Below are 24302 nucleotides of genomic sequence, written 5' to 3' on the forward strand. Positions count from 1 at the left end.
CGCCTCCGCCGCCCCCGCCGCCGCCGCCGCCGCCCCCCGAGCCCGAGGCCCCGCTGGACCCCGGCCCGGTGGTGGATGACCGGTCGATGCGGCTGTACCAGCTGGATGCCAAGATCGACACCGCCAATCACGTCTACCGGGGCGGGGCGGCGACGCAGGGCGCGCAGACCGACCCGACGCTGGCGGTGCAGTACGGCACCAAGATGATCGACCTGTCGGCGGAAACCGCCGACTGGACGGTCTACGCCGACGACCCGGCGCGCTTTTCGCCCGACATGATGACGCGCGTCATTCACCTGATGGACGCGGCGGGCAAGGTGCACATCAGTCGCGGCCTGCCCGTGGGCTATCGCGTGGTCGAATACGGCACCGACGAGGGCCGGGCCTACGGACTCAATCCCGGCGACGTGCTGTTGCTGTATCCCAAGGGCCGCCTGGACTCGCTGGCGCTAACTTTCGAGTACCAATCGCGCCAGGGCGGGCCGCTGCAGGAGCACCACGCCACGTTCGTCATCATGGACAACCCCTACGAGATCCAGCGTGAAGACGGCTCGTTCGTGCTGGCCTCGGCGTCGGGTCCGGCCCAGGTCACGACCGGCAGCGGCAACGACACGATCCACGCCGGCTACACGCCCATCGAGATCCATGCGGGCGCGGGCGATGACCGCATCGTGGCGTCCACGGTGCGCGGCGTGTACGACGGCGGCGCCGGACACGACACCGTCGACTACAGCGGCTTCGCCGACGGCATTACGGTGGATCTGCGCAATGGCGTCACCACGCTGGGCGGCAAGGCGATCCACACGCTGATCGACATCGACGCCATCGTTGGCACCCGCCATGACGACGTGCTGATCGCCGGTTCCGAAAACGCCCAGTTGTACGGCGGGGCGGGCAATGACGTGTTCTTCTCGGGCGCGGGCCAGAACCTGCTGTCCGGCGGCGAGGGCCGCGACGTGGTCGACTACAGCCAGGCCACCCGACCCGACGGCGTGCACGCCAGCCTGGCCGCCGGCCGCACGCAAGCCGGCCGCAACGGCTACGGCGGCACCGACACCTACGAAGGCATCGAAGGCCTGATCGGCTCGCGCTTCAACGACACGCTGGAGGGCGACGCGGGCGACAACACCATCTTCGCCGGCGATGGCGACGACACGGTGGTCGGCAGCGCCGGTTCCGACGTGCTGGACGGCGGTGCGGGCCGCAATACGCTGGACTACTCCAAGCTGGATGTGGCGCTGAACATCAACCTGGTCAACGGCACGGTCCAGAAGGCCGGCGGTGGCACCGACCAGGTCTCGAATTTCGTCGAGGTTTTGGGGGGCGGGGGCAACGACACCTTCCAGGCCGTCAGCGGCAGCACGCTGCGTGGGGGGCTGGGCGACGATACCTTCATCGGCACCCTGGGCTCCACCACGATCGATGGCGGCGACGGTCGCGACCTGGTCGACTACAGCGCCCTGAACCAGGCCCTGTACATCGACCTGCAGACCGGCTTCGCCTCCACGCTCACGGCCGTCTACGTCAACGGCTCGATGGTGTTCCGGTTCAACGACGCCACGGCCTTCGGCCGCGATACGCTGACCGACATCGAGGACGTCTACGCCTCGTTCTCGGCCGGCACCAACTATCTGCTGGGCTCTGCCGCCGACAACCACATGAAAGGGGGCCGTTACGTCAACTACTTCGACGGCGGCGACGGCAACAATACCCTGGACGGCACGGCGGGCACCTCGGACTACGCGCTGTATGCCAGCAGCTCCAGCGCCGTCACGGCCATCCTGAACAGCGCGGGGTCGGGCACGGTCACGCATGGCGGCTTCACCGACACGCTGACGGCTTTCGAAGGCATCTGGGGCAGCGACCACGACGACAGCCTGACCGCCGAAAATTCCCGCACGCTGCTGTTTGGCGGCAAGGGCAACGACACCCTGAAGGGCGGTACCGCCTATTACGCCTGGGGGGCCACGCAGGGCATCCAGCTGGACCTGGCCGCCGGCGTCGCGATGAACGACGGCTACGGCACGCAGGACCAGCTGATCAACGTCGACAATGTCACGGGCACCTATGGTTTCAACGACACCATCTGGGGCAACGACAACGCCAACATCATCACCGAGATCAACGGCAACAACTATATTTACGGCAGCAAGGGCAACGACACGCTGTCGCTGGGCAATGGCAACAATACCGTCGACTACTCGTTGCTGGACCGCGGCATCACCGCCAACCTCAGCACCACGGTGCAGACCATCGGCAAGGCCGAATACGGTACTGACCGGGTCTCGGGCGTGCGCAACATCACGGGCACGGCACAGGCCGACAGCATTATCGGCAACAACGACAACAATACCCTGATGGGCAATGGCGGCGCGGACATTCTGGTGGGCAACGGCGGCAACGACGTCCTGATCGGCGGGGCCGACGGCCTGGCCACCGCCAGCTACCACACGTCGCCGCAGGGTATCGATGCCAACCTGTCTTCCGGACAGGTGCAGGACGGCTTCGGGTCGTTCGACACGCTGGTGCAGATCGGCAAGATCGTCGGCTCGTCCAAGGGCGACCGCTTCACCTTCTCGAACCAGGCCGACCTGAGCCGCTATCAGATCGACGGCGGCAGCGGCGGCAACGACGTCATGGCCAAGCAGGGCGCCGGAGGCACGTTCCACCTGGATTCCAGCGTGCGCATCTCGCATATCTCGACCATCGATTTCGCCGACGGCAAGACCGACCGGGTCGCGATCAACCTGAACCAACTGGTGTCCGGGCCGGAAAGCTCGTCGTTGACCGTGCGGCTGGACGCCCAGGACAGCTTCACCATTTCCCAGACCGGCTGGACGATGACGGAAAACACCGCCGATCACCAGACCTGGTCGCAGGGCGGCCATACCGTGGTGGTGGCGCACTAGCGCCGCCGCACGCTGCCGGGGCACGTTTTTTTCAAGGCAATCATGGACAATCTTCGCTACGCTGACCCGGGGCTACCGGTCGGCACCTTCTCTTCCGAATCCGCGCCGCAGGCCCCCGAAGGCCTGGCCGACGCGCTGCTGGACGCCGCCGAGCAGGTGCTGGGGCCGGCCGCGCATTGGCAGTGGCGCAGGCAGGCCCGGCAACTGGCGGGCGAGGCGGGCCTGGAGCCCTGGCTCAAGGCGGCCGCCGCCCACCTGCGCGTGGATTGCCTGGCGACCCCGCAGCCTGGCGCCCAGGCCACGCCCGGCACGCCCGGTCCCACTCCGGGCGTCTACCTGTGGATCCAGGGCGGGCGGGCCGGCGCCGCCCGGTACGTCGGCGATGCCTGGCAGGCGCTGGGACCGCAGGCAGAGGCGTCCCGTGCCGGGGCGGTGCCCTTCGACCTGCCGGCGGGCGCGGCGCTCTACCGCGTCGTGCCCGCACAGACCTTTGCCCGTCTCGGCTGGCGTGAATTCCGCCAGGCGGCGCTGTCCGACACCCGGCTGCTCAAGGAAATCGGCCTGGCGACCTTCGTGATCAACGCCTTCGCGCTGGTCATCCCGCTCTACATGAATGCCATCTACGATCGAGTGCTGCCCGCCCAGGCGGAAATGTCGTTGTGGGTGCTGTCGCTGGGGGCCTTGCTGTGCCTGGGGCTGGAGGCCCTGCTGCGCAACGAGCGCAGCCGCGCCCTGACGCGCCTGGCCGATGAATTCCAGACCGCCTGCCTGCCGCAGCTGGTGCACTGGATGGGCCGCGCGCCCCTGTCGCAGGCCCTGGAATGGGGGCAGGGCACCGTCCGCGGCCTGGCGGCCCTGTCGCGGCTGCGGTCGCTGTACTGGAACCTGGTGGGCAGCTCCGCGGTCGACCTGGGCTTCACCGTGCTGTACCTGGCCATCATTGCCTGGATCGGCGGGCTGATCGCGCTGGTGCCCGTCGCCGCCATGGCCGCCGCCGCCTGGTGCGTCTGGCGCTACGACCGGCAACTGAATGCCATGGGGCCCGACGATGTCGCGCCGTTCTCCCTGACGGCCGACCGGCTGGCCCTGTATCGCGGCGTCAACGCCGAATCGACGCTGGCCTCCGAATACCTGGTCTCGACCGAGTCCATGCGGCTGCGCGAGCAGCGGCGCTTCGCCCTGCAATCGCGTTGCGGCTCGGCCCTGGCCTTGCTGGGCAATGCGCAGACGCTGCTGATCGTGGTCGTGGCCTACTACCTGGTCATGGCCGGCCACATGCAGCCGGCCGGCATCTTTGCGGCCATCCTGCTGTCGGGCCGCATGCTGCAGCCCCTGAGCGCGCTCATGACCGCGCTGCCCAGCGTGCGCCAGATGAACCGCTGCCTGCGGCAGGTCAACGACACGCTGGCGCAGGCCGCCCAGGCGCCCGAGGCCAGCGGCGGCATGGCCCAGCCCGAGGCCGGCTGGTCGTTGCGCGACGTGGCGTTTCGTTATGGTCCCGGCATGGCCGACGCACTCAAATCGGTGTCGCTGGATATCCGCCGGGGTGAACGCGTCGCCATCGTCGGCCCGACCGGCAGCGGCAAGAGCACGTTGGTCAAGCTGCTGCTGGGGGTGGTGGCGCCGGCGCAGGGCAGTATCGACTGGGCCGGGTGCCCGTTGGCGGGCGAGCATGCGCGGTCGCTGCGCGACCAGACCCACTACGCCTGGCAAAGCGCCGAGCCCATCGGCGCATCGCCCCTGGAATACCTGGGCCTGGAGGGGGGGCACAGCCCGGAGGAACTGGCGGCCTGCGCCCGGCAGGTGGGCCTGGCGCCGGCCATTGCCCGCTGGCCGCAGGGCTTGCGCACGGCATGCGCCGCGCTGCCGTCGCTGGGCCGGCGCACCCGCGAGCTGCTGGCGCTGGCGCGCCTGACGCTGACCCGGCGCCGCCTGCTGGTGCTGGATACGCCGTCCGAATCGCTCGACCCCCAATCCGAGCAGCGGCTCATCGACACCCTCAAGGCCAGAAGCGTCGTGGGTGGCACGCTGCTGGTGGTGACCGACCGGGCCAATCTGCTCGAGCTGGTCGACCGGGTGATCTACCTGAACCAGGGCCAGGTCCGTTTCGACGGCGCCGTGCCCGAATTCGAACGGCTGATGGCGCAGGGCGCGGCCAGCCAGGCGGGCTGACGCCGCGCGCGAGCGCACGCAGCGGTGCAGGGGGCGCTGCGTTCGCGCTTCATGGCTGAGGAAAATTCGAGTGTCGCCAGAGGAAATTTCCAAGATAGGACGATTTCACCTCGGCGGAGAATGTCGGGCCGTCTCAGCCTACGTACCGACGGTATCAGGCGATGGCGCTTGCGCAAGGAAACATGCTTTGAAAGCGTTGATAATCACGGACAATGCCGCTGGGCGCGCATCGTGCGAAACCAAATTTGCCGCCCAGTTCGCGCCATTGATATGCACGGAACTGCGGCGCCTGCCGGAGGTGCTGCGCAAGTGGCCTGGCGCCGAGCCGGAACTGGTCGTGCTCGACATCCTGCGCAGCCCGACCAAATGCCTGGCCGTGGTGCCGCGCATGCGCGCCGTCTTCCCCCACGCGAAGGTGGTGGTGCAGCGGCAGGCCGCTCCCCCCAATTTCGACTACCTGGCGCTGCAAGTGGGCGCGCATGGCGTCGCCGATTTCCGCAACACCGGGCCCGCAGACATCAAGGTGATGCTGGCGGCGGTGCTGGGCGGCAGCATCACGCGGCGATGATGGGGCTGCGCCGTCGCGCAACGCGGCGGCCTACGCGCCGGCTTGCAGGGCGCGCAGCGTCGAGCACAGCCGCTCGATTCCGGGCACCAGCAATCGATTCAATGCGCCGACGTTGGCGCTGTCGCCTTCGGCGCAGAGCGCCTCGGCGCGCGTGCTGAGCGCGGTCAGGGTGGCGCAGCCGGCCATGCGGGCGGTGCCCGCCAGGCGGTGCGCCCGGGCGCTGGCCGCGACCCAGTTGCGCTCGGCGCACTCCCGCTGGTAATCGGCCAGATCGGACAAGGCAGTGACGAGCAGGCTGGATACCAATTCGGCCGTGACTGCCGTATTGCCATTGACCAGCCGCAGCAGGGTCTCGTTCACCTTGGCCAGTTCCTGCTCGGCAGGCGCCTGATAGCCCGCGGTGGCCAGGGCGCCCAGCAGATCGGCGTCGCGCACGGGGGTGGCCAGCGTGGCGTGCAGCGGTGTCGCGGTGCCGGTCGCGCCGCCCATGGCCAGCAGAATGGCCTGTCCGATGCCGTAGTCGTGCAGTTGGCGGGCATCCGGATATTGCTCGGCGGCCAGTTGGCAGAACACCACCACGCGTGCGCCTCGCACCCGTTCGGCATCCTTGCGCGCCAGCTGGTGCAGGGTGATCACCGCCAGGCCCAGCACGGACAGCTGGGCGGCCAGGCGCCGCGTCAGGTCGCTGCTGGGGCCCAGTACCAGGGCGCGATGCGGAGCTAGGGCGCGATGTGGCATTGGCGGGCGAAATCGATGAGTTCTACCAAGGTGCGCAGTTCCAGCTTGGCCAGGATGCGCGTCTTGTGCGTGCTGATGGTCTTGTTGCTGATGAACAGCGCTTCGCCGATCTGCTTGTTGGACATGCCGCGCGCCAGCATCTGCATGATGATCACCTGCTTGTCGGACAGGCGGTCCAGCCGTTCGACATAGTTGTTCTGCCGGTCGGTGCGCTGCGCGCTGGGCAGCACGTCGGCGCTGGGGAAGACGATGTACCCCGCCAGCACCGCCTCGACGCAGCGGATGATCTCGACGATTTCCTGGGATTTGCTGACGTAGCCATTGGCGCCGGCTTCTTTGACGCGGGGCGCGAACACGGATTGGTCCTGGCCCGTCAGGACCAGGATGCCGACCTTGGGGTCGACGGCACGGATGCGCGGAATGGCATCCAGGCCATTGATGCGAGGGATGTCGATGTCCAGGATAACCAGGCCGGGACGGGATTCGCGCACGATCTGGACGGCGTCCTGGCCGTTGCCGGCTTCGAGGATCTGCGTGACGCCCATGACCTGGGCGAGGTGCGTCTTCAGGACAAGGCGCAGCGCGGGATGGTCGTCGACGATGAGTACGGTGGTCAAAAGGAGGGTTCCTATCAACGCTAGACAAGGTGGGCCGGGCGTATCACCGGGCCGTTTGCGCTGCCTTCACGAAGTTGGTATTGGCGTGAATGCGGGCTCGCCGTGACGTACCGCGGCGGCCGCCGGCAGTGTAACTGCTTTGATCGCCCATCCGACCCGATTGCCCCGCTTGGGGTTACTGGGGCTTACATCTTAACGCGCTATAGGAAATTTCCTCAGCCCTGTCGGAAATGGCGTCACCCTGAGGATCGACCGCAATCGCATCATTGAACCACCAAAAATCCTTTGAGGTGGTTCTAGCATGAACATCGCATATCGCATTATCTGGAGCGCGGCGGTCCAGGGCTGGGTCGTCGTGTCCGAGCTGGCCACCTCGCGCGGCAAGTCTCGCAGCACCTTGCGCGCCACCCGGCGCGCGGCACTGGCCGCCGGCGCGGCGGGCGCACTGACCCTGGCGGGCATGCCGCTCGAGGCGTTCGCCAACACGGTCTACACGCCCGGCAGCGCCAACAACGGCGCCCAGTCGCTCGACGTCAACGGCAGCACGGTCAACCTGGACGGCACCGTCAGCTTCTCCGGGTCCAGCGGCACGCAGGTGGCCACCCCGACCCTCAGCGAAGGCTTCAACGCCGGCTGGGTCACTGGGGCGGCCGACCCGGCCGGCAAGCAGATCCTCAACTTCGGCGCGCAGAACGCGGGCGTGACGGTCACCGACCCGATCACCAGCGGCAGCGTGGTGGTCAACACCTACGACAGTTCGCGCTTTACCGACGACCTGATTTCCCAGGTCTACCGGGTGTACTGGCCCACCCAGCCGGGGGCCGGCGCGTTCGTCAATGCCAGCCTGGCCAAGGTATCGGGGGGCGGCACGTTCAACATGAACGCCACCGGCCAGGTGGGCGACTTCACCTCCAAGAACGTCAATTACGTGGCCGTCACCAACGGCACCGCCAATTGGAATTCCCGCAACGAAATCGCCTTTGCCGACCGCGGCTCGGTCGTCACGCAGGATTCCATCCAGCCCTACACGGTGCAGTTGGGCACCACCACCTACAACGGCACGTTCACGGTCACGACCAGCGACGGCGCGCAGAGCCGCAGCGTCACCAACCTGGCCGAGCTCAAGGCCTACAACACCTGGCTGGTCGGCCAGTTGCGCGCCGGCAAGCTGGGTGCGGGCGCGGCGGCGCAAACCGCCTACAACAACGCGCTGAACCTGGCCTACACCAAGACGGTGCTGACCTACACGATCAACCCCGCCACGTCGCCCATCGATCCCTCCGACCCGATGTTCACGCCCGTGGGCAACCAGGTGGGCATGCTGGCCGACGGCGCACAAGCCACCGCCCGCGTGACCTCCACCGGCGCGATGACCAGCGCGTTCAACTCCAACGGCGGCACCTTGCTGCGGGCCGTCAATGGCGGCACCGTCATCAACGAGGGCACGGTGTCCACCGTGCGCTTCGGCACCGGCATGTCGGCGGCCAGCGGCGGCCATATCATCAACAATGGGGTGCGCAACCTGGGCGAGCAGGGGGTCAACCCCAACCCCGAGGTCAAGCCCGACATCGTCACCGGCGTGGCCACCACCTACGTCAACAATGGCACCATCAACCAGGCCGCCTGGACCTGGAGCGCTTCCGCGGGCGTGGACACCAACTGGATCAACGTCAATGCGGGGGCGGTCGCCACCAACAATGGCGCGGTCAACATCGGCACGCGAGCCCAGACGGGCCTGGGCAAGCCCGTCGGCGCCATCGTCAACAACGGCGGCACGCTGGTCAACGGCACCGACGGCCTCATCTACCTGGGCCGCGAAGGCTCCACCAACGTCACCGCGGCCGTCATCGACCGCGGCGGCGCCGACGTGGCGCAGATCAACGGCGCCATCGGCATCACCCTGAACACCGGCGCCACCGCGCGCAACAACGGCAACATCATCATCGGCGACAAGGTGCAGGCTGGCCGGGCCGTGTCCGCCACTGGCACCGGCGTCACCTACTCGGGGTCGGGCACCATCGAGGTCAAGGGCCACTACAACGCGGCGCCGCTGGCCAACGTGGGCATTTACAGCACCGCCACCGCCAGCAACATCGACAACGCCGGCACCATCAACGTCAAGGGCGCCAATTCCATCGGCATCCAGGCGATGTCCGGCGGCCAGGCCAAGTCCAGCGGCACCATCAACGTCAGCAGTGATTCGGCCCAACAGACCAGCGGCCTGCGCAACTATGGCGTCTGGTCGGAAGGCACGGGTTCCAATGTGGCCGTCTCGGGCGCCGTGAACCTGACCGGCGACGGCACCATCGGCGTGCGTGCGCAGAATGGCGGCGGGGCCACGCTCACGGGCTCGGGCGCCGTCAATTTCCAGAATGGCAAGAACCAGATCGGCTTCTTCATCTACGGCGCGGCGTCCTCCATCATTGCCACGGGAACGGCGGTGCAGGACGTGTCCACCGAAGGCTCGACCCTGTTCCGCGTGGAAGACGGCGCAGACTTCACCGGCGGCACCGGTGCCGGCACCCAGGTAACGGCGTCGGGCAAGAATTCCACCGCCGTGTATTCCACCGGCTTCACCAACTGGAAAGTGTCCGCCTTCAACTCGGGCGACATGACCATCAACCTGGAAGGCGAGGGGGCTGTCGGCGTACGCATCGAGGGCGGCGCCCAGGGCAAGATTTCCCAGAACGCCGTGATCAACATGAACGACGAGGAGGCGATCGGCGCAGTCGCCGGCATCGCCGATGGCCAGAAGCGCGACGTCACCGGCGCCAACGTGGGTTCGCCCCAACTGGGGGTGTTGCGCGACAGCACCAAGGCGGCGGGCGAAACCGGCTTTGGCACCGGCACGATCCTGGTGACGGGCGCCACGCTCAACTCGGCGCTGGACGGGGTGACGGGCTACATTGCCCGCAATGGCGCCGAACTCAGCAACAGCGGCAACATCGTGTTCACCGGCAGCGGCAGCACGGGCATTTCGGTCCAGGGCGGCTCGCGCGGCGGCAATACCGGCCGCATCACGGTCGGTGCGGGCGGCGTCGGCATTCGCGCGCAGGACGACGCCTCCGGCCAGGCCACCGTGGTCAACACGTCGGGCGACCTGGTGCTGAACGGCGGCGACCTCAGCCATCGCGCCGTGGGCATCAATGCCAGTGGCGCCAACACCACCGTCAACATGACGGGCGGCAATATCCATATGAATGGCACCGGCGCGGTCGGGGTGGTCGCGCTCAATGGCGCCAGCGTCAACCTGTCCGGCACGGCCATGCCGATCTTCGCGTCGGGCGCCACGGGCCAGATCCTGTTCCGCCTGAGCGGCGCGGGGTCTTCCATCAACACCCATCTGTCGGCCGGCACGGTGTTCGACGCGTCGGCAGAGGATTCCACGCTTTATCGCCTGGACGACGGGGCGGCCTTGAACGGCCGCATCCAGGTGGCCGTCAGCGGTGAAAAGGCCCAGGGCATCTATGCCAGCGGGGTAGGCACCAGCGTGACGGTGGCCTCGGGCAGCCAGTTCGACCTGAGCGGCGCGGGTGCCCAGGGCCTGTACGTGTCCGGCGGCGCGCAGGCCACCGTCGCCAGTGGCGCCGTCATGAACCAGACCAATGCCGGCGCCACGGCGGGGCTGGTCGACGGCAACTTCTATTCGCTCGATGGCAGCACCTTGCTCGCCAGCAACACCGGGTCCACGCTGACCAACGGCGCCTCGCTGACCTCCACCCAGGCGGGCGCGGTGGGGTTCATCACGCAGAATCTGGGCATACTGGTCAACAACGGCAGCCTGCAGTTCTCGGGCGCGGGTTCGCAAGCCGTGCGGGTCGTGGGCGGCGAACTGCGCAATACCGGCAATATCCAGGCCAAGGGCACCGCCATCTACGTCGAGGGCGCCGGCGCGCGGGTCGACAATCAGCGCGGCCAGATTGTGGCCACGGACGGCCGCGCGGCGGTCGAACTGGGCTCGGGCGCCAGCCTGGACCTGGTCGGCTCGGGCCTGGGCTCGATCGAAGGCCGCGGGACGGCCCACGGCGTGCTGGTCAGTGCCGGCGCCACCGCGCTCAACGTGCAGGGCGCCCATCTGGTCGTCAATGCCGCGGGCGCCACCGGCAACGGGATCGAGAACGCCGGTGAAATCTCCGGCATCCAGTTGGCGAACACCACCATCGACGTGGCCGACGGCATCGGCCTGCGCACCGGCGCCACCATCAGCGCCACCAACTCCGGTCTCATCACCGTGTCGGGCTCCGGCGCGGGCATCGCCTTCCAGGCGGCCGATGGCAGCCAGATATCCAACAGCCTGGATCTCTCCGATTCGCAGGGCCTCACCATCCGGGCCACGGGCGCGGGCGGTCGCGGCGTCGTGGCCAACACCACCGGCACCGTCAATACGGCCGTGAACGTCAGCATCCAGGACACCGCGGGCGGTTCGGCGCTGGTGCTGGGCGACGGAGTCACCACGGTGGTCAACGGGGGCGTGCTGCGCTCGAACAGCCGGGTGGCCCCCACGGTGGCGACCAACAAGGTCACGCATTTCACCAACAGCGCCAGCGGCGAAGTCAACGCGCCCAATGGCGGCGGCGCGGCCCTGGTGTTCGACGACCAGGCCACCACCCTGGTGAACCTGGGCCGCATTGCCGGACTGGTCGACCTGGGCGCGGGCAACAACGTCCTGCAGAACCGCGGCACCATCGAGGGCGACGTGCGCGCCGATGCGGGCGACAACACGCTCTCGCTGGACGGCGGCACCGTGACGGGTAATGTCCGTCTTGTCGGCGCCACCGGCAGCAATACGCTGCTGCTGAAAGATGGGTCGAGCATCGGCGCCTTGCTGGGATCGTCGGGCAACGATACCGTCACGGTGCAGGGCGCCGGCAACCAGTTCAGTTCGCTGGACGGCGGGGCGGGCAACGACACCCTGGTGTTCGACGGCGCGCGCTACACGCTCAGCGACAGCAATGTGATCCGGTCGTTCGACCAGGTGCGGCTGCGCAATGCGTCCACCCTGACCCTGCAGACCGCGCTGGCCGGCAAGCCCGCCAGCGGGGCCGCCATCGACCTGGATGGCGAGCAGACCGTCCTGGCGCTCAAGCCGACCATCGTCGGCAACGTCACCCTGGGCAACGTCCTGACCGGCAACGGCCTCGTCCAGGTCGATGCCGGCACGCATGCCTTCGACTTTGCCAGCAGCGTCGGCAATGCCTTCCGCGGCACGGTGGCGATCGATCGCGGCACCTTCCTGCTGGGGGGGGACAATGCGACCGCGCTGACCAACGCCACCCTGAGAATGGGGGCGGGCAACACCACGTCGGTGGGCAACGGCGTGCAATCCGTCGGCGGCCTGGCCTTCGATGGCGGCACGCTGATCTTCAACGCCCAGGTGCCGGGCCAGACCACGGCGCCCGGCAGCATCCGTGTCGGCACCCTGGACGCCAGCGGCGCGGGTACGGTGCGCGTCACGGTGCCCACGACCCTGGTGACGACGGCGCCGGGCACCCCCAACGCACAGAACCTGTTGGCGCAAGACGATGCCAATACCAGCATCAAGCTTGTCGCGGCAGGGACCACCGTGGGGTCGGCGGGCGCCGTGGCCTTCCAGGACCAGAACGGCACGGCCATCTCGGCAGCGCGCGAGCTCGACATTTCGGTCGCGGGCGACGTCGTTGCCAAGGGCACCTATGACTTCCGCCTGACCACCGCGCCCGGCGACGGCCTGTACGTGAACTACGGCCTGACCAAGCTGGAACTGCAGGACGGCAAGACGCTGGCCCTGGCGCAGGACGCTGGCGCCACCGGCGCCGACGCCGATCTTTCGGCCAAGCTGACCGGCCGGGGCGGCATTGCCGTCGCAGCGGGCAACGGCGTGGTGTCCCTGTCCAACGCCACCAGCGACTACCAGGGCGCGACGGCCGTGCAGTCGGGCACGCTGCGCCTGGATGCCAGCGGGGCGCTGGGCCAGACCCAGGCTCTGCGCGTCAGTGCCAATGCGGCGGTCGACCTGAACGGCAAGACCCAGGCGATCGGCGCCTGGGACATGCAGTCGGGCTCATCCTTCGACTTCAACGGCGGCGCGCTGACCCTGCTGGGCGGCGGCACGACGCAAGGCCGTCTGGCGGGGGCCGGCACGCTGACCCTGGCCGGCAGCGGCGCGACCGGCACGCACGTGTTCAACGGCGCCAACCCCGGCCTGGCCGTGCGCACCCTCATCGGCAGCGACGCCACCGCCGTGCTCGACAATGGCGCGGGCCTGGGCAGCGGCGAGATCGTGGCCGACGGCACGCTGCAGTTCAAGGCGGGCAGCGGCACGCTCGTCAACCCGCTCACCGGGGCGGGCAACGTCGCGCTGACCGACGCCTCGCGCATCGGGCTGGCGGGCGACAACCGGGGCTTCTCCGGCAACCTCAGCACCGCGGCGGGCACGACCCTGACCGCCAGCACGGCCGCCAACCTGGGTACCGCCAACATCGCCAACGCGGGTACGCTGGTGCTGGACACCCCGAGCGACTGGACGCTGGAAAACGCCATCAGCGGCACCGGCGACCTGACCAAGCGCGGCGGCGGCAGGCTGACCGCCAGTGACGCCAGCCTTGCCTATACCGGCAGGACCACGGTCGAGGCGGGCACGCTGGTGTTCGGCGGCCCGGCCCAACCGGACGCCTTCCTGGGCGGTGTCGGCGCGGGCACCGTCACGGTCGGGGCGGGCGCCTCGCTGGTGGGCGACGGCACCATCCGCGGCGCCGTCGTCAACCACGGCGCGCTGGGCGTGTTCAATGCGCTGGACAACCGCCGGGCCGCAACGCCGGGCACCCTGACGCTGGCCAATGGCCTGACCAACGCCGGCACGCTGTACGTGGCCGGCGGCACGCTGGGCAATACCCTGCGGGTGCAGGGCGACTACGTGGGGCAGGGCGGTGCGATCGTGCTGGCCGCCTTCAAGGGCGACGACACCTCGGCCAGCGACAAGCTGGTGCTGGATGGGGGCCGGGCCTCGGGCAACACCGGCCTGGTGATCCGTCACGCCGGTGGTACGGGCGACCAGACCAGCGTGGGCATTCCCCTGGTGCTGACCGAGAACGGCGCCACCACGGATGCCACCGCGTTCCACCTGGACGCGCGTTCGGACGGCTATCGCCAAGGCGTCGGCAGCATCGCGACTGGCGCCTACGACTACAACCTGGCGCGAGGCGGGGTTGGCGGCAATGCGCAGGATTGGTACCTGGTGTCGCAGGTGTCCTCGTGGCAGCCGGTCGATCCGGTGACGCCGGTCGACCCGGTCGATCCGGTCACCCCGGTCACGCCGGTCGATCCGACCCAGCCGGTGGCGCCGGTCACGCCCACGCCCACGCCGAAGCCGGATGCCGGCCATCAAAACTATCGTCCCGAGGTTGGCGCCTACCTGAACAACAGGCTGGCGGCCACCACGCTGCAGCAGCATACGCTGCGCGACCGGGGAGACTATGCGTCGGGCAGCGTCGACGGCCAGCCGGCCCGTGCGGGCTGGGTGCGCATCGTCCGGGGCCAGGACAGCCGCGATGGCGCAGGCACCATCAAGGATACGTCCACCACCTACCTGATCCACGGGGGCAGCGACCTGCTGCGATTCCCGGTGGGCAAGGACGGGTCGGCCCGCGTGGGCGCCATGGCGTCGTACGGCTCGAACAGCAGCCGTGCCGAGAGCAACGGGCTGCACGCGACCGGCAAGGTCGAAGGTTACGCCGTCGGGGTGTATGGCACCTGGTTCGGCCACACCGACATCCTGACCGGGCCGTACGTGGACACCTGGATGATGCTGGGCCGCTACGACAACAAGGTCGATGGCCAGGGCTTGCCGCGCGAAAGCTACCGGTCGCGCGCCAATTCGGCGTCCGTCGAAACCGGCTACTCGTTCAAGGTCTACGACAACGGGGCGCGTCAGCTGTACCTGCAACCGCAGGCGCAGGCCATCGTCACGCGCTACCAGGCCGACGACCACCAGGAAAAGACCGGCACGCGCATCAGCGGCCAGTCGGACACGAGCGTGGCCACCCGGGTGGGCGTGCGCCTGCAAGGGCACCTGTCCAACGAAGAAGGCGCCACGCAGATGCTGCCGTTCGCCGAGGTCAACTGGTGGCATGGCCCGTCGTCGCAGCGCATCCGCTTTGACCAGACGACCGTCCGCGAAACGCTGCCGGGCAACCAGATGGAACTGCAGGCGGGCTTGCAGGGCAGTCTCAGCAAGTCGCTCAGCCTGTCCGGCAGCCTGGCCCTGGAAGCCGGGTCCAGCAACTACACCGGCGCGCGGGGGCAGTTGAACCTGCGGTACATGTGGTAAGGGGTTCAGGCGCCTAGCTGAACGCCACCAGGACCGGCCTCGCGCCGGTCCTTTTTTTGGGTGGGCCCCCGCCGTCTGCCCCACACCGATGTCGGGTCCGCGACGGGATGGGCCTGCCTGTTCCGCGCGCGGGCAAAGGCCTTCATCTAGGGTTTGTCCTCGTTTCGAGCGCGATCGCCCGGCGTAAAATGAATCCATTAATTGGAACCAAGTCTCATTTTTTGGAACTTTATGGCCTCACTCGAAAACGCCGCCATCATCCTTCGCCTGATCAACACGCTGCATCGCAAGGTCACGGTGACCGATCTGGTCGAGCATCTCGAGATGCCGAAAAGCTCGGCGTCGCGCCTGTTGGCGCAGATGAAGGACCTGGGGCTGCTCGAACGCGAGGAAAGCACGCGCGCCTATGGGCCGGGCGTCATCATTCTTGAACTGTCGCGCCTGGTGCGCGAAACCACCACGCTGTCCGCCCAGATGCAGGACGCCCTGAAGCGGCTTTGCGCCCAAAGCGGCCACACCGGCTACATCTCGGTGCTGGAGGGCAGGGACATCATGGTGCTGCACGTGCAGCCCGGCACCCACCCCTTGCGCGTCACCACCCACCCCGGCCACCGTTCGCCCAGCTGGGCCACGTCCACCGGCCGGGTGCTGCTGGCGCGCGACAGCAACGCGGACGTCGCCAAGCGGCTGGGCAAGTCGCTGCCGTTCATTTCCGACCACGCGCCGCGCACCGTGCAGGACGTGCAGTCGCTGCTGGAGGGCGTGCGGGAATCCGGTTTTGCGGTGGCGATCAACGAAGCCATTCCGGGCGTGGCGTCCATCAGTTGCGCCGTGAGCGATCCGGTGACGATGGAACGCTTTGCCATGTGTCTTTCCTTTCCGGCGGCGCAGGCCGATGCGGCCAGCGTCAAGGCGCTGGCGGCGGCGCTGCTCGCGGAAGCCTCCACCCTGGGCCGGCAGGTTTGCGATCCGGCCTGGGGTTCTCCTGTTCCTGTCAATCAAGTGTGAGCACGATGATCAAGTCCACCCCCCAACCCGCCGTTGAGCCCCATCGCGCTTCGGCACATGAGGGCCCCCCGTCGCATCCCCGGGCACTGTCGCTGTCCAACCTGATTCTGCTGGCCGCGCTGAGCGTGTTCGGCGCCGTGATCGGCATCCAGCTGATCGTCACGCTGGGCGTCACGCCCAATACCTCCATCATCGGCGCGCTGGTGGCGATGATCCTGTCGCGCATTCCCGTGCAACTGTTGCGGTCGTACCGCTCGGTGCACGCGCAGAACCTGGCGCAGACCGCGATTTCGTCCGCCACTTTCGGCGCCGCCAACAGCCTGCTGCTGCCGCTGGCCATTCCCTATCTGCTGGGTCGCCCCGACATGGTGCTGCCGATGTTCCTGGGGGTGGGCCTGGCGATGCTGCTGGACGCCTACATGCTGTATCGCCTGTTCGGCAGCACGGTGTTTCCGGCCACGGGCGCCTGGCCGCCGGGCGTGGCGGCGGCCGAGGCCATCAAGGCGGGCGACCAGGGCGGCACGCAGGCCAAGCTGCTGGGCCTGGGCATCGTGGTGGGCACCGTGGGCTCGTGGTTCAAGATTCCCATGTCGGCGTTCGGCGTGGCCTTCATCGGCAACATCTGGGCGCTGGCCATGTTCGGCATCGGCTTGCTGCTGCGCGGCTATTCCGAACCCCTGTTCGGCGTCGACATCAGCAAGCAATACATTCCGCACGGCATGATGATCGGCGCGGGCCTGGTGGCGCTGGTGCAGGTGGTGATGGTGATGCGCAGCAAGTCCGGCCCCAAGGCCAGCGGCCCGACCGGCCCCAGCGTGGGCAGCAGCCTGCGGCTGGGCGGCGTGGGCTACATCCTGCTGTCCGCCGGCATTTCGGTGCTGGCCGGGCTGTATGCCGACATGTCGGTGCCGATGCTGCTGGGCTTCATTCTGTACGCGGCCTTTGCTGCGCTGGTGCATGAACTGATCGTGGGCATCGCGGCCATGCACTCGGGGTGGTTTCCGGCGTTTGCGGTGGCCCTGATCACGTTGCTGCTGGGCCTGTTGATCGGCTTTCCGCCGCACGCGCTGGCGATTCTGTGCGGCTTTTCGGTGGCCACTGGCCCGGCCTTTGCCGACATGGGCTACGACCTGAAGGCCGGCTACATGCTGCGCGGCAACGGCGCCGACATGGCGCTGGAACTCGAAGGGCGCAAGCAGCAGCTGATCGCCGCGATGCTGGCCTTCCTGATTGCCATTCCGGTGGTGTATTTCAGCTACGGCGCGCTGTTCGACGGCGGCCAGCTGCCGCCGGTGGCCAAGGTGTATGTGGCCACCATCAACGCGGGCGCCACCCCGGGCATCGCGCACATGTTGCTGATCTGGGCCATACCGGGCGCCGTCATCCAGTTGATCGGCGGCCCCAAGCGCCAGCTGGGCGTGCTGCTGGCCACCGGCCTGTTGATCGCCAATCCGCTGGCCGGCTGGGCCGTGGCGGCCGGCATCGTGCTGCGCCTGCTGATCGAGAAGGTCGGCGGCGACAAGCACCGCAACCACATGGAAGTGTTTGCCGGGGGCATCATCGCCGGCGACGCCATCTTCAGTTTCTTCAACGCCACCATTACCTCGCATTTTGGCAAGAAGTGATTTTCCCTTCTTGTTGTCTTACCCAGAAAGGAACCCGTTGTGAGTCTTTCCCAAACCTTGCAGGCCTTTGAAGCGCTGGACAGCGCGTACGCGTCCGGCGACACCGTGGCCCGGCTGCTGGCCCCGTACCCGAAGGCCAGCGTCACCGTCACCCAGATCCGCGGGGCCCATGGCTCGACCGATTTCGTGCGCGTGGTGATTCCCGGCGCCCAGGGCAAGCGCGCCGGCGGGTCCGCGCCCACGCTGGGCATCGTCGGGCGCCTGGGCGGCATCGGCGCGCGGCCCAGCCGCCTGGGCCTGGTGTCCGACGGCGACGGCGCCGTGGCGGCGGTGGCCGCCGCGCTGAAGCTGGCGCACATGCAGTCGCAGGGCGACGTGCTGGCCGGCGACGTGATCGTGGGCACGCACATCTGCCCTGACGCGCCCACCCGCCCGCACCAGCCGGTGGACTTCATGGATTCGCCCGTGGACATGAAGGCCATGAACGACCATGAACTGAGCGACGAGATGGACGCCGTGCTGTCGATCGACACCACCAAGGGCAACCGCATCATCAACCACAAGGGCTTTGCGCTGTCGCCCACGGTGAAGCAGGGCTACATCCTGCGGATGTCGGAAGACCTGCTGCGCATCATGGAGTCGACCACGGGCCGCCCGGCCGCGACCTTTCCGATCTCGATCCAGGACATCACGCCGTACGACAACGGCGTGTATCACCTGAACAGCATCCTGCAGCCCTCGGTGGCCACCTCGGCGCCGGTGGTGGGCGTGGCCATCACGGCCGAAACCGTGGTGCCCGGCTGCGGCACGGGCGCCAGCCACGAGGTCGACATCGCCGCGGCCGCCAAGTTTGCCGTGGAAGTCGCCAAGGAATTCACCCAGGGCAAGTGCCAGTTCTTCGACCGCGAAGAATTCGCCTTGCTGCAAAGCCTGTACGGCTCGCTGGCGCACTTGCAGGGTGCCCAGGTCGCCCAGCACTGACACGCCGGCGCCTTGCCCTGTCCACGTCCAGCCCGGCTGGGCCCCATCACCATCGGCCAGGCGCCGCGGTCCGGCATCACGCCGAGGCTGGCGTGATGCGTGGGCGTGAGGCGGGGGCCGGCCGCCGGCGTCGGCCGCCCGCGCCGCCCCGTGGCCTAGCGCCCCGTTTCCTGCTCGTACGCCAGGTAGTTCAGGTGGATGCCGATATGGTCGGCAAGGTACTTCGCGTCGTGCCACACCCCCCAGATGAACGAGGACGAGCGGTTGCTCTGGTTCGGCAGGCCCAGGAAGTAGATGCCTTTTTCGCCGGTGATGCCGCGCTTGTGCACCGGGTAGCCCTGGTCGTCCAGGATGTCGGCCTCGATCCAGCGGTAGTCCACCTTGAAGCCGGTGGCCCAGACGATGGCGGTGATGCCGGCGGCGGCCAGGTCCAGGCTCAGGATCGGGTCCGTGAGGCAGGCCGGGTCGTCCAGCAGCTTCCAGGCGTCGGGCTCGGGCGGCAGGTCCAGGCCGTTCTGTTCGATATAGGCGTCGGCCTCGCGCAGCACTTCGAAGTAGTCGGCGTCGCCCTGGGCGATGTTGCGGGCCAGGCCTTCGTCAAAGCGCATCACGCCGTTCTCGAAGCCGCGGGTGATGCCGACCAGTTCGATGCCGCTGTGCGCCAGGCGGCGAAAGTCGATGGTCTTGCCGTTGTCGTAGCCGCTGACCGCGAAGGCCACGTGTTCGCGCTTGGGCTTTTTCTTGACCTCGTCCCACATGCCCAGGGCGCCCAGCCACCAGCAATAGTCGCGGCCGCGGTAGGCGCGCGGAGGGCGGTAGTGCTCGCCCACCGACAGATAGACCTGGCGGCCGGCGCGGCGCAATTCCTCGGCAATCTGCGAGCCGGACGCGCCCGCGCCCACCACCAGCACGGCGCCGTCCACGAGCTGGCCGGGGTTCTTGTAGGCCGATGAATGCAGCTGCTGCAGGCCAGACTCGGCCGGCACGATGGCGGGATAGCTGGGAATCTGGAAGGCGCCGGTCGCGACGACGACGTGGCGCGCGTCGATCTCGCCGGCCGAGGTGCTGACGGTAAAACCGGGCCGCTTCTGGTTGCGCTGCACGCGCAGCACCTCGACGCCGGTGCGCACCGGGGCGCCGATCATCCTGGCGTAGTCCTCGAAGTAGCGCGCCATGCGTTCCTTGGGCGGAAAGACGTCTGCGCCCACGTCGTCGAACTTCAGGTTGGGAAAGCGGTCGTGCCATGCCGGGCCGTTGGCGACCAGGGAATCCCAGCGCTCCGAGCGCCAGCGTTCGGCGATGCGCTTGCGTTCGAGCACGAGGTGGTCGATGCCCATCGCGCCCAGGTGTTCGCTCATTGCAATGCCGGCCTGGCCGGCGCCGATGACCAGGGTGTTGGTTGTTTCCACTGACATGTTTTTCCTGAGAAGAAGCATGAGCGCCTGTGCCCATGGATGAGGCGCAGTGTGGGCCAGATGCCCGCGCTTGATAACTTGGTTTTTTGGACGCAAGGCTTAGGAAAAAGCAAATCACTGGCCGGCACGCGCGGGCGTCGCGGCGTTTCGTTTTTTCCGATGGTCCGCCTCGGTATCCACAAACGGCCGGCCGGGCCGGCCTCACTTATGCTGCAAGCCAGCGTGTCCCCGCGGCGTCGCCGCGGCGCGCGCGTTGTGCGCATTTCCGAGAACCCAGCCGAAGATTCCCCAGCCGCCATGCAGAACAGCCCCGTGTCCCCGAAGTCGTCCAGTGCGGTCAGCCTGGAAGGCGTGGTCAAGAAGTACCGCCAGCAGACGGTGCTGCACGAGTTGTCGCTGAAGATACGGCGGGGGGAATTCCTGACGCTGCTGGGGCCGTCGGGCTGCGGCAAGACCACCTTGCTGAACCTGATCGCCGGGTTTGCCGAACCGGACAATGGCGAGGTCTTCATCGAGGATCAACTGGTGACGGATCTGCCGCCGTACCAGCGCCAGATCGGCATCGTGTTCCAGAACTACGCGCTGTTTCCGCACATGACGGTGGAACGCAATATCGGCTATGGCCTGCGCATGCGCCGGGTCGCGCCCGACGAGATCGCCCGCCGGGTGGCCGAGGCGATGGCGCTGGTGAAGCTGGACGGGCTGGGCCAGCGCCGGCCGCGCGAGTTGTCCGGCGGCCAGCAGCAGCGCGTGGCGCTGGCGCGGGCCCTGGTGATCCAGCCCAAGGTGCTGCTGCTGGACGAGCCGTTTTCCGCGCTGGACAAGGGCTTGCGCGGCGCGATGCAAGTCGAGATTCGCGACATCCAGCGCCGGCTGGGCGTGACCACCGTGTTCGTCACCCACGACCAGGGCGAGGCGCTGGCCATGTCGGACCGCATTGCCGTGATGTCCGGCGGCGTGATCCGGCAGATCGCCACGCCCGACGAGCTGTACCGCAACCCGCAGGACCCGTTCGTGGCCTCGTTCCTGGGCGACGTGAACATTCTGCCCGCGCACTATCACGGCGCCGATCCCGACGGCCTGGTGCTGCGGCTGGGCGCCGGGTTGATCCGCGTGCCGCGCGAGCGGCTGGTGGGCGGCTCGCACGAGGGGCGGCGGCTGGACATCTACGTGCGGCCCGAACAGATCCAGCTGGAAGCCCTGCACGGCGATTCGGTCTTGAGCGGCACGGTGGTCAACCACGTGTTCCAGGGCGACCATATCGATTCGTACATCGACGTCGATATTCCGGTGGCCGGGCGCCAGCGGGTGATGGTGCGCAGCGCCGGACTGGACGCGCCACGCCGCTGGCCGGTGGGCGCGGTGACGGGCCTGGCGCTGCCCGGCCAGGGCGTCAGTGTGTTCGATGCGTCGTAACGCCATGGACGCACGGCCGACCACCATGCAGGCCGTCGTGGCCCGCGAACCCGGCGACGCCGGGGTGCTGACCCTGGCCACGCGGCCGGTGCCGCAGCCCGGCCCCGGCGAGGTGCTGCTGCGGGTGCGGGCCGCCGGCGTCAATCGCCCCGACATCATGCAGCGCCAGGGCCTGGCGCGGCCCGCGCCCGGCGTGACCGATGTCCTGGGCCTGGAGGCCTGCGGCGAGGTGGCCGCCTGCGGCCCGGGCGTGCCGGAAACCCTGCGCGGCCGCCGCCTGATGAGCCTGCTGCCCGGCGGGGGCTACGCGCCGTGGTGCGTGGCGCGCGTCGACCACTCCTTTCCCGTGCCGGACCGCCTGAGCGACGACGAGGCCGCGGCCTTGCCCGAGGGGCTGTTCACCGTCTGGCACAACCTGTTCGAACTGGGGCGCCTGCGCCTGGGCGAGACCGTGCTGATCCACGGCGCGGCCGGCGGCATCGGCACGCTGGCGCTGCGCATGGCGCATGCGGCCGGCGCCCGCGTCATCGCCACCGCCGGCCGGGCCGAACGCCTGGCGGCCCTGCGCGAGCTGGGCGCGACCCACGCGCTGTGCTATCGCGACATCGACTTCGTGGCGGCCTGCCTGGACCTGACGCAAGGGCGGGGCGTGGACGTGGTGCTGGACGTGGTGGGCGGCGATTACGTGCGGCGCAATCTGCAGGCGCTGGCCTTTGGCGGCCGCCACGTCAGTCTGTCGTTCTTGCAGGGGTCGACGGTGTCGCTCGACCTGCTGGTGCTGATGCAGAAGCAGCTGAGCCTGCATTCGTCGACCCTGCGGCCGCAAAGCGCGGCGGAAAAAACCCGCATGGCGCAGGCGATCGGCCGGCATGTGCTGCCGCTGGTGGCCGACGGCCGCGTGGCGCCGCGGCTGCATGCCCAGTTGCCGCTGGCCGAGGCGGCCGATGCGCACCGCCTGCTGGAAAGCGGCGCGGTATTCGGCAAGGTGGTGCTGCGGCCCTGAACCGCCAGGCACCATCCGGCCCGCCCGCCATCCCCCATTCCTACGACCCTTCAAGGCCCTTGCCCATGACTTCCCCGACCCCGACCGGCGCAACGTCCCATGACGACGTGATCTGGTTTCTCAATGGTCCCAACGCCAACCTGTACGGGCTGGACGCCAACAAGACCTACGGCAGCGACAGCTTTCCCACGCTGCAAGCGCGCTGCGAGCGCCGCGCGGCCAGCCTGGGCCTGGGGCTGCGTTTCGTGCAGTCGAACCACGAAGGCCAACTGGTCGACTGGATCCAGGAGGCGCGGGGCACGGCGCCCGGCCTCATCATCAACGCCGCCGGCCTGACCTATTCGTCGGTGCCCATCCTGGACGCGCTGCTGGCGTTTCCCGGCCGCATCATCGAAGTGCACATGAGCAATATCTGGCGGCGCGAGCCGTTTCGCCACCACTCGTACATCTCGAAGGAGGCCGACGGCGTCATCGCCGGCCTGGGCGGCGACGGCTACGAGCTGGCCATCGAGGCCATGGCGCGCCTGATCGCGCGGCCGGCGTGAGGGGCGCGCCGATGCCGCACCCGACGCCGACGCCCGCGGGCGCGCTGGTGTTCTACAGCGACTTCGACGACTTCGGCGCCTGGCGCCAGGCCTTGCAGGCCCGCTTGCCGGGCTTGCGCATCCTGCATGCCCGCGAGGTCGCGGACCCGGCGGACGTCCATTACGCCCTGGCCTGGAAGCCGCCCGCCGGCTTTTTCGCCGGCATGCCCAATCTGCGCCTGATCATCAACCTGGGCGCCGGCGTGGATTCGCTGGTGGGGCGCGACGACCTGCCGGCCGGGGTGCCGGTGACGCGCATCACCGATCCGGACATGGCACGCATGATGGCCGGCTACGTGCTGTTCGCCACCTTGCGCCATGCGCGCGACATTCCGTGGTTCGAGGCGGCGCAGCGCCGCGGCGAATGGGCCTATCGCCATCCCCGCGCGCCGGCGGATATCCGCGTGGCGGTGCTGGGCCTGGGCGAACTGGGCGCGCATGCCGCCCAGGAACTGCAACGCCAGGGCCTGACGGTGCTGGGCTGGTCGCGCCGCCCGCGCGACATCCCGGGGGTGCAATGCCACGCCGGGCTGGATGCGCTGGATGGGGTGATCGCCCAGGCCGACATTCTGGTGCTCATGCTGCCGCTGACCCCGCAGACCCGCGGCCTGCTCGACCGCGAACGCCTGCAGCGCCTGCCGCGCGGCGCGGCGCTGGTCAACGTGGCGCGCGGCGCGCTGGTGGACCAGGCCGCGCTGACCGAGCTGCTGCAAAGCGGCCATCTCGGCGCTGCCACGCTGGACGTGTTCGAACGCGAGCCGCTGCCGGCCGATGACCCGCTGTGGCGCATGGACAATGTGCTGATCACGCCGCACCTGGCGTCCGTGGCCATTCCGGCGTCCGCCGCGGCCCAGATCGCCGCCAACATCGTCCGCGTGTCGCGGGGCGAGGCGCCGCTCAACCAGGTGGAGCCGGCGCGCGGCTATTGAGCGGGGCCAAAGCGGCAGCGGCAAAAAGGGGC

Annotated in this window: 14 protein-coding genes; 11 read left to right on the forward strand and 3 right to left on the reverse strand. The window is 68.6% G+C overall.

The window, feature by feature from the left end:
* The 3 genes from AC6LJ2_RS27105 to AC6LJ2_RS27115 form a co-directional block, all read left to right on the forward strand.
* A partial coding sequence (locus AC6LJ2_RS27105) for a beta strand repeat-containing protein (RefSeq protein WP_498152564.1) occupies positions 1-2909 on the forward strand: 2909 nt, incomplete at its 5' end.
* A gap of 42 nt (positions 2910-2951) precedes the next feature.
* A complete protein-coding gene (locus AC6LJ2_RS27110) occupies positions 2952-5081 on the forward strand; it encodes an ATP-binding cassette domain-containing protein (RefSeq protein ID WP_498152565.1) in 2130 nt (709 codons plus the stop codon).
* Between the two features lie 187 nt (positions 5082-5268).
* The gene (locus AC6LJ2_RS27115; RefSeq protein ID WP_263913368.1) at positions 5269-5649 is read left to right on the forward strand and encodes a response regulator; all 381 of its coding nucleotides are present in this window, start codon (positions 5269-5271) and stop codon (positions 5647-5649) included.
* 30 nt (positions 5650-5679) lie between these two features.
* Here the strand turns inward: AC6LJ2_RS27115 and AC6LJ2_RS27120 are convergent, their stop codons facing one another.
* Together AC6LJ2_RS27120 and AC6LJ2_RS27125 are read right to left on the reverse strand one after the other, a co-directional pair.
* Positions 5680-6387 carry an Hpt domain-containing protein gene (locus AC6LJ2_RS27120; protein ID WP_263913367.1) on the reverse strand — a complete coding sequence of 236 codons (708 nt, stop codon included), beginning with the start codon at positions 6385-6387 and terminating at the stop codon, positions 5680-5682.
* Positions 6369-7004 (reverse strand): response regulator transcription factor, encoded by a 636-nt coding sequence (locus tag AC6LJ2_RS27125; RefSeq protein WP_263913366.1) that lies wholly within the window; start codon positions 7002-7004, stop codon positions 6369-6371. The genes AC6LJ2_RS27120 and AC6LJ2_RS27125 overlap by 19 nt, the downstream gene beginning before the upstream one ends.
* A 301-nt stretch (positions 7005-7305) precedes the next feature.
* On the opposite strand from AC6LJ2_RS27125, the gene AC6LJ2_RS27130 reads away from it, so the two are divergent.
* From AC6LJ2_RS27130 to AC6LJ2_RS27145, 4 genes are all read left to right on the forward strand, one after another.
* Entirely contained in the window at positions 7306-15309 is an 8004-nt protein-coding gene (locus AC6LJ2_RS27130; RefSeq protein ID WP_498152566.1) for an autotransporter outer membrane beta-barrel domain-containing protein, read from the forward strand.
* A 231-nt stretch (positions 15310-15540) separates the two neighbouring features.
* On the forward strand, positions 15541-16317 hold the full coding sequence (locus AC6LJ2_RS27135; protein ID WP_263913364.1) for an IclR family transcriptional regulator: 777 nt from the start codon (positions 15541-15543) through the stop codon (positions 16315-16317).
* 5 nt (positions 16318-16322) lie between these two features.
* The gene (locus AC6LJ2_RS27140) at positions 16323-17942 is read left to right on the forward strand and encodes an OPT/YSL family transporter (RefSeq protein WP_498152567.1); all 1620 of its coding nucleotides are present in this window, start codon (positions 16323-16325) and stop codon (positions 17940-17942) included.
* 39 nt (positions 17943-17981) lie between these two features.
* Complete coding sequence (locus AC6LJ2_RS27145; protein WP_498152568.1) at positions 17982-18923, forward strand: DUF1177 domain-containing protein; 942 nt, start codon at positions 17982-17984, stop codon at positions 18921-18923.
* 155 nt (positions 18924-19078) lie between these two features.
* On the opposite strand, the gene AC6LJ2_RS27150 is transcribed toward AC6LJ2_RS27145, so the two are convergent.
* Positions 19079-20338 carry a flavin-containing monooxygenase gene (locus AC6LJ2_RS27150; RefSeq protein WP_498152569.1) on the reverse strand — a complete coding sequence of 420 codons (1260 nt, stop codon included), beginning with the start codon at positions 20336-20338 and terminating at the stop codon, positions 19079-19081.
* A 297-nt stretch (positions 20339-20635) separates the two neighbouring features.
* Between AC6LJ2_RS27150 and AC6LJ2_RS27155 the strand changes: the two genes are divergently transcribed.
* From AC6LJ2_RS27155 to AC6LJ2_RS27170, 4 genes are all read left to right on the forward strand, one after another.
* Positions 20636-21754: an ABC transporter ATP-binding protein gene (locus AC6LJ2_RS27155; protein WP_263913360.1), complete on the forward strand. Its 1119-nt coding sequence runs from the start codon at positions 20636-20638 to the stop codon at positions 21752-21754.
* A gap of 4 nt (positions 21755-21758) precedes the next feature.
* Positions 21759-22757 carry an NAD(P)H-quinone oxidoreductase gene (locus AC6LJ2_RS27160; RefSeq protein WP_498152570.1) on the forward strand — a complete coding sequence of 333 codons (999 nt, stop codon included), beginning with the start codon at positions 21759-21761 and terminating at the stop codon, positions 22755-22757.
* 65 nt (positions 22758-22822) lie between these two features.
* Positions 22823-23302 carry a type II 3-dehydroquinate dehydratase gene (locus AC6LJ2_RS27165; protein WP_498152571.1) on the forward strand — a complete coding sequence of 160 codons (480 nt, stop codon included), beginning with the start codon at positions 22823-22825 and terminating at the stop codon, positions 23300-23302.
* An 11-nt stretch (positions 23303-23313) separates the two neighbouring features.
* On the forward strand, positions 23314-24270 hold the full coding sequence (locus tag AC6LJ2_RS27170) for a 2-hydroxyacid dehydrogenase (protein ID WP_498152572.1): 957 nt from the start codon (positions 23314-23316) through the stop codon (positions 24268-24270).
* The last annotated feature ends 32 nt before the right edge of the window (positions 24271-24302 follow it).

The sequence above is a fragment of the Achromobacter sp. 1014246743 genome, from assembly GCF_059760725.1.

Bases quoted from the DNA above. Each gene is read 5' to 3' on its own strand.
- AC6LJ2_RS27170 (WP_498152572.1), top strand. From the start codon at position 23,314: ATGCCGCACCCGACGCCGACGCCCGCGGGCGCGCTGGTGTTCTACAGC.
- AC6LJ2_RS27140 (WP_498152567.1), top strand. From the start codon at position 16,323: ATGATCAAGTCCACCCCCCAACCCGCCGTTGAGCCCCATCGCGCTTCG.
- AC6LJ2_RS27155 (WP_263913360.1), top strand. From the start codon at position 20,636: ATGCAGAACAGCCCCGTGTCCCCGAAGTCGTCCAGTGCGGTCAGCCTG.
- AC6LJ2_RS27130 (WP_498152566.1), top strand. From the start codon at position 7,306: ATGAACATCGCATATCGCATTATCTGGAGCGCGGCGGTCCAGGGCTGG.
- AC6LJ2_RS27165 (WP_498152571.1), top strand. From the start codon at position 22,823: ATGACTTCCCCGACCCCGACCGGCGCAACGTCCCATGACGACGTGATC.
- AC6LJ2_RS27150 (WP_498152569.1), bottom strand. From the start codon at position 20,338: ATGTCAGTGGAAACAACCAACACCCTGGTCATCGGCGCCGGCCAGGCC.
- AC6LJ2_RS27160 (WP_498152570.1), top strand. From the start codon at position 21,759: ATGGACGCACGGCCGACCACCATGCAGGCCGTCGTGGCCCGCGAACCC.
- AC6LJ2_RS27135 (WP_263913364.1), top strand. From the start codon at position 15,541: ATGGCCTCACTCGAAAACGCCGCCATCATCCTTCGCCTGATCAACACG.
- AC6LJ2_RS27110 (WP_498152565.1), top strand. From the start codon at position 2,952: ATGGACAATCTTCGCTACGCTGACCCGGGGCTACCGGTCGGCACCTTC.
- AC6LJ2_RS27120 (WP_263913367.1), bottom strand. From the start codon at position 6,387: ATGCCACATCGCGCCCTAGCTCCGCATCGCGCCCTGGTACTGGGCCCC.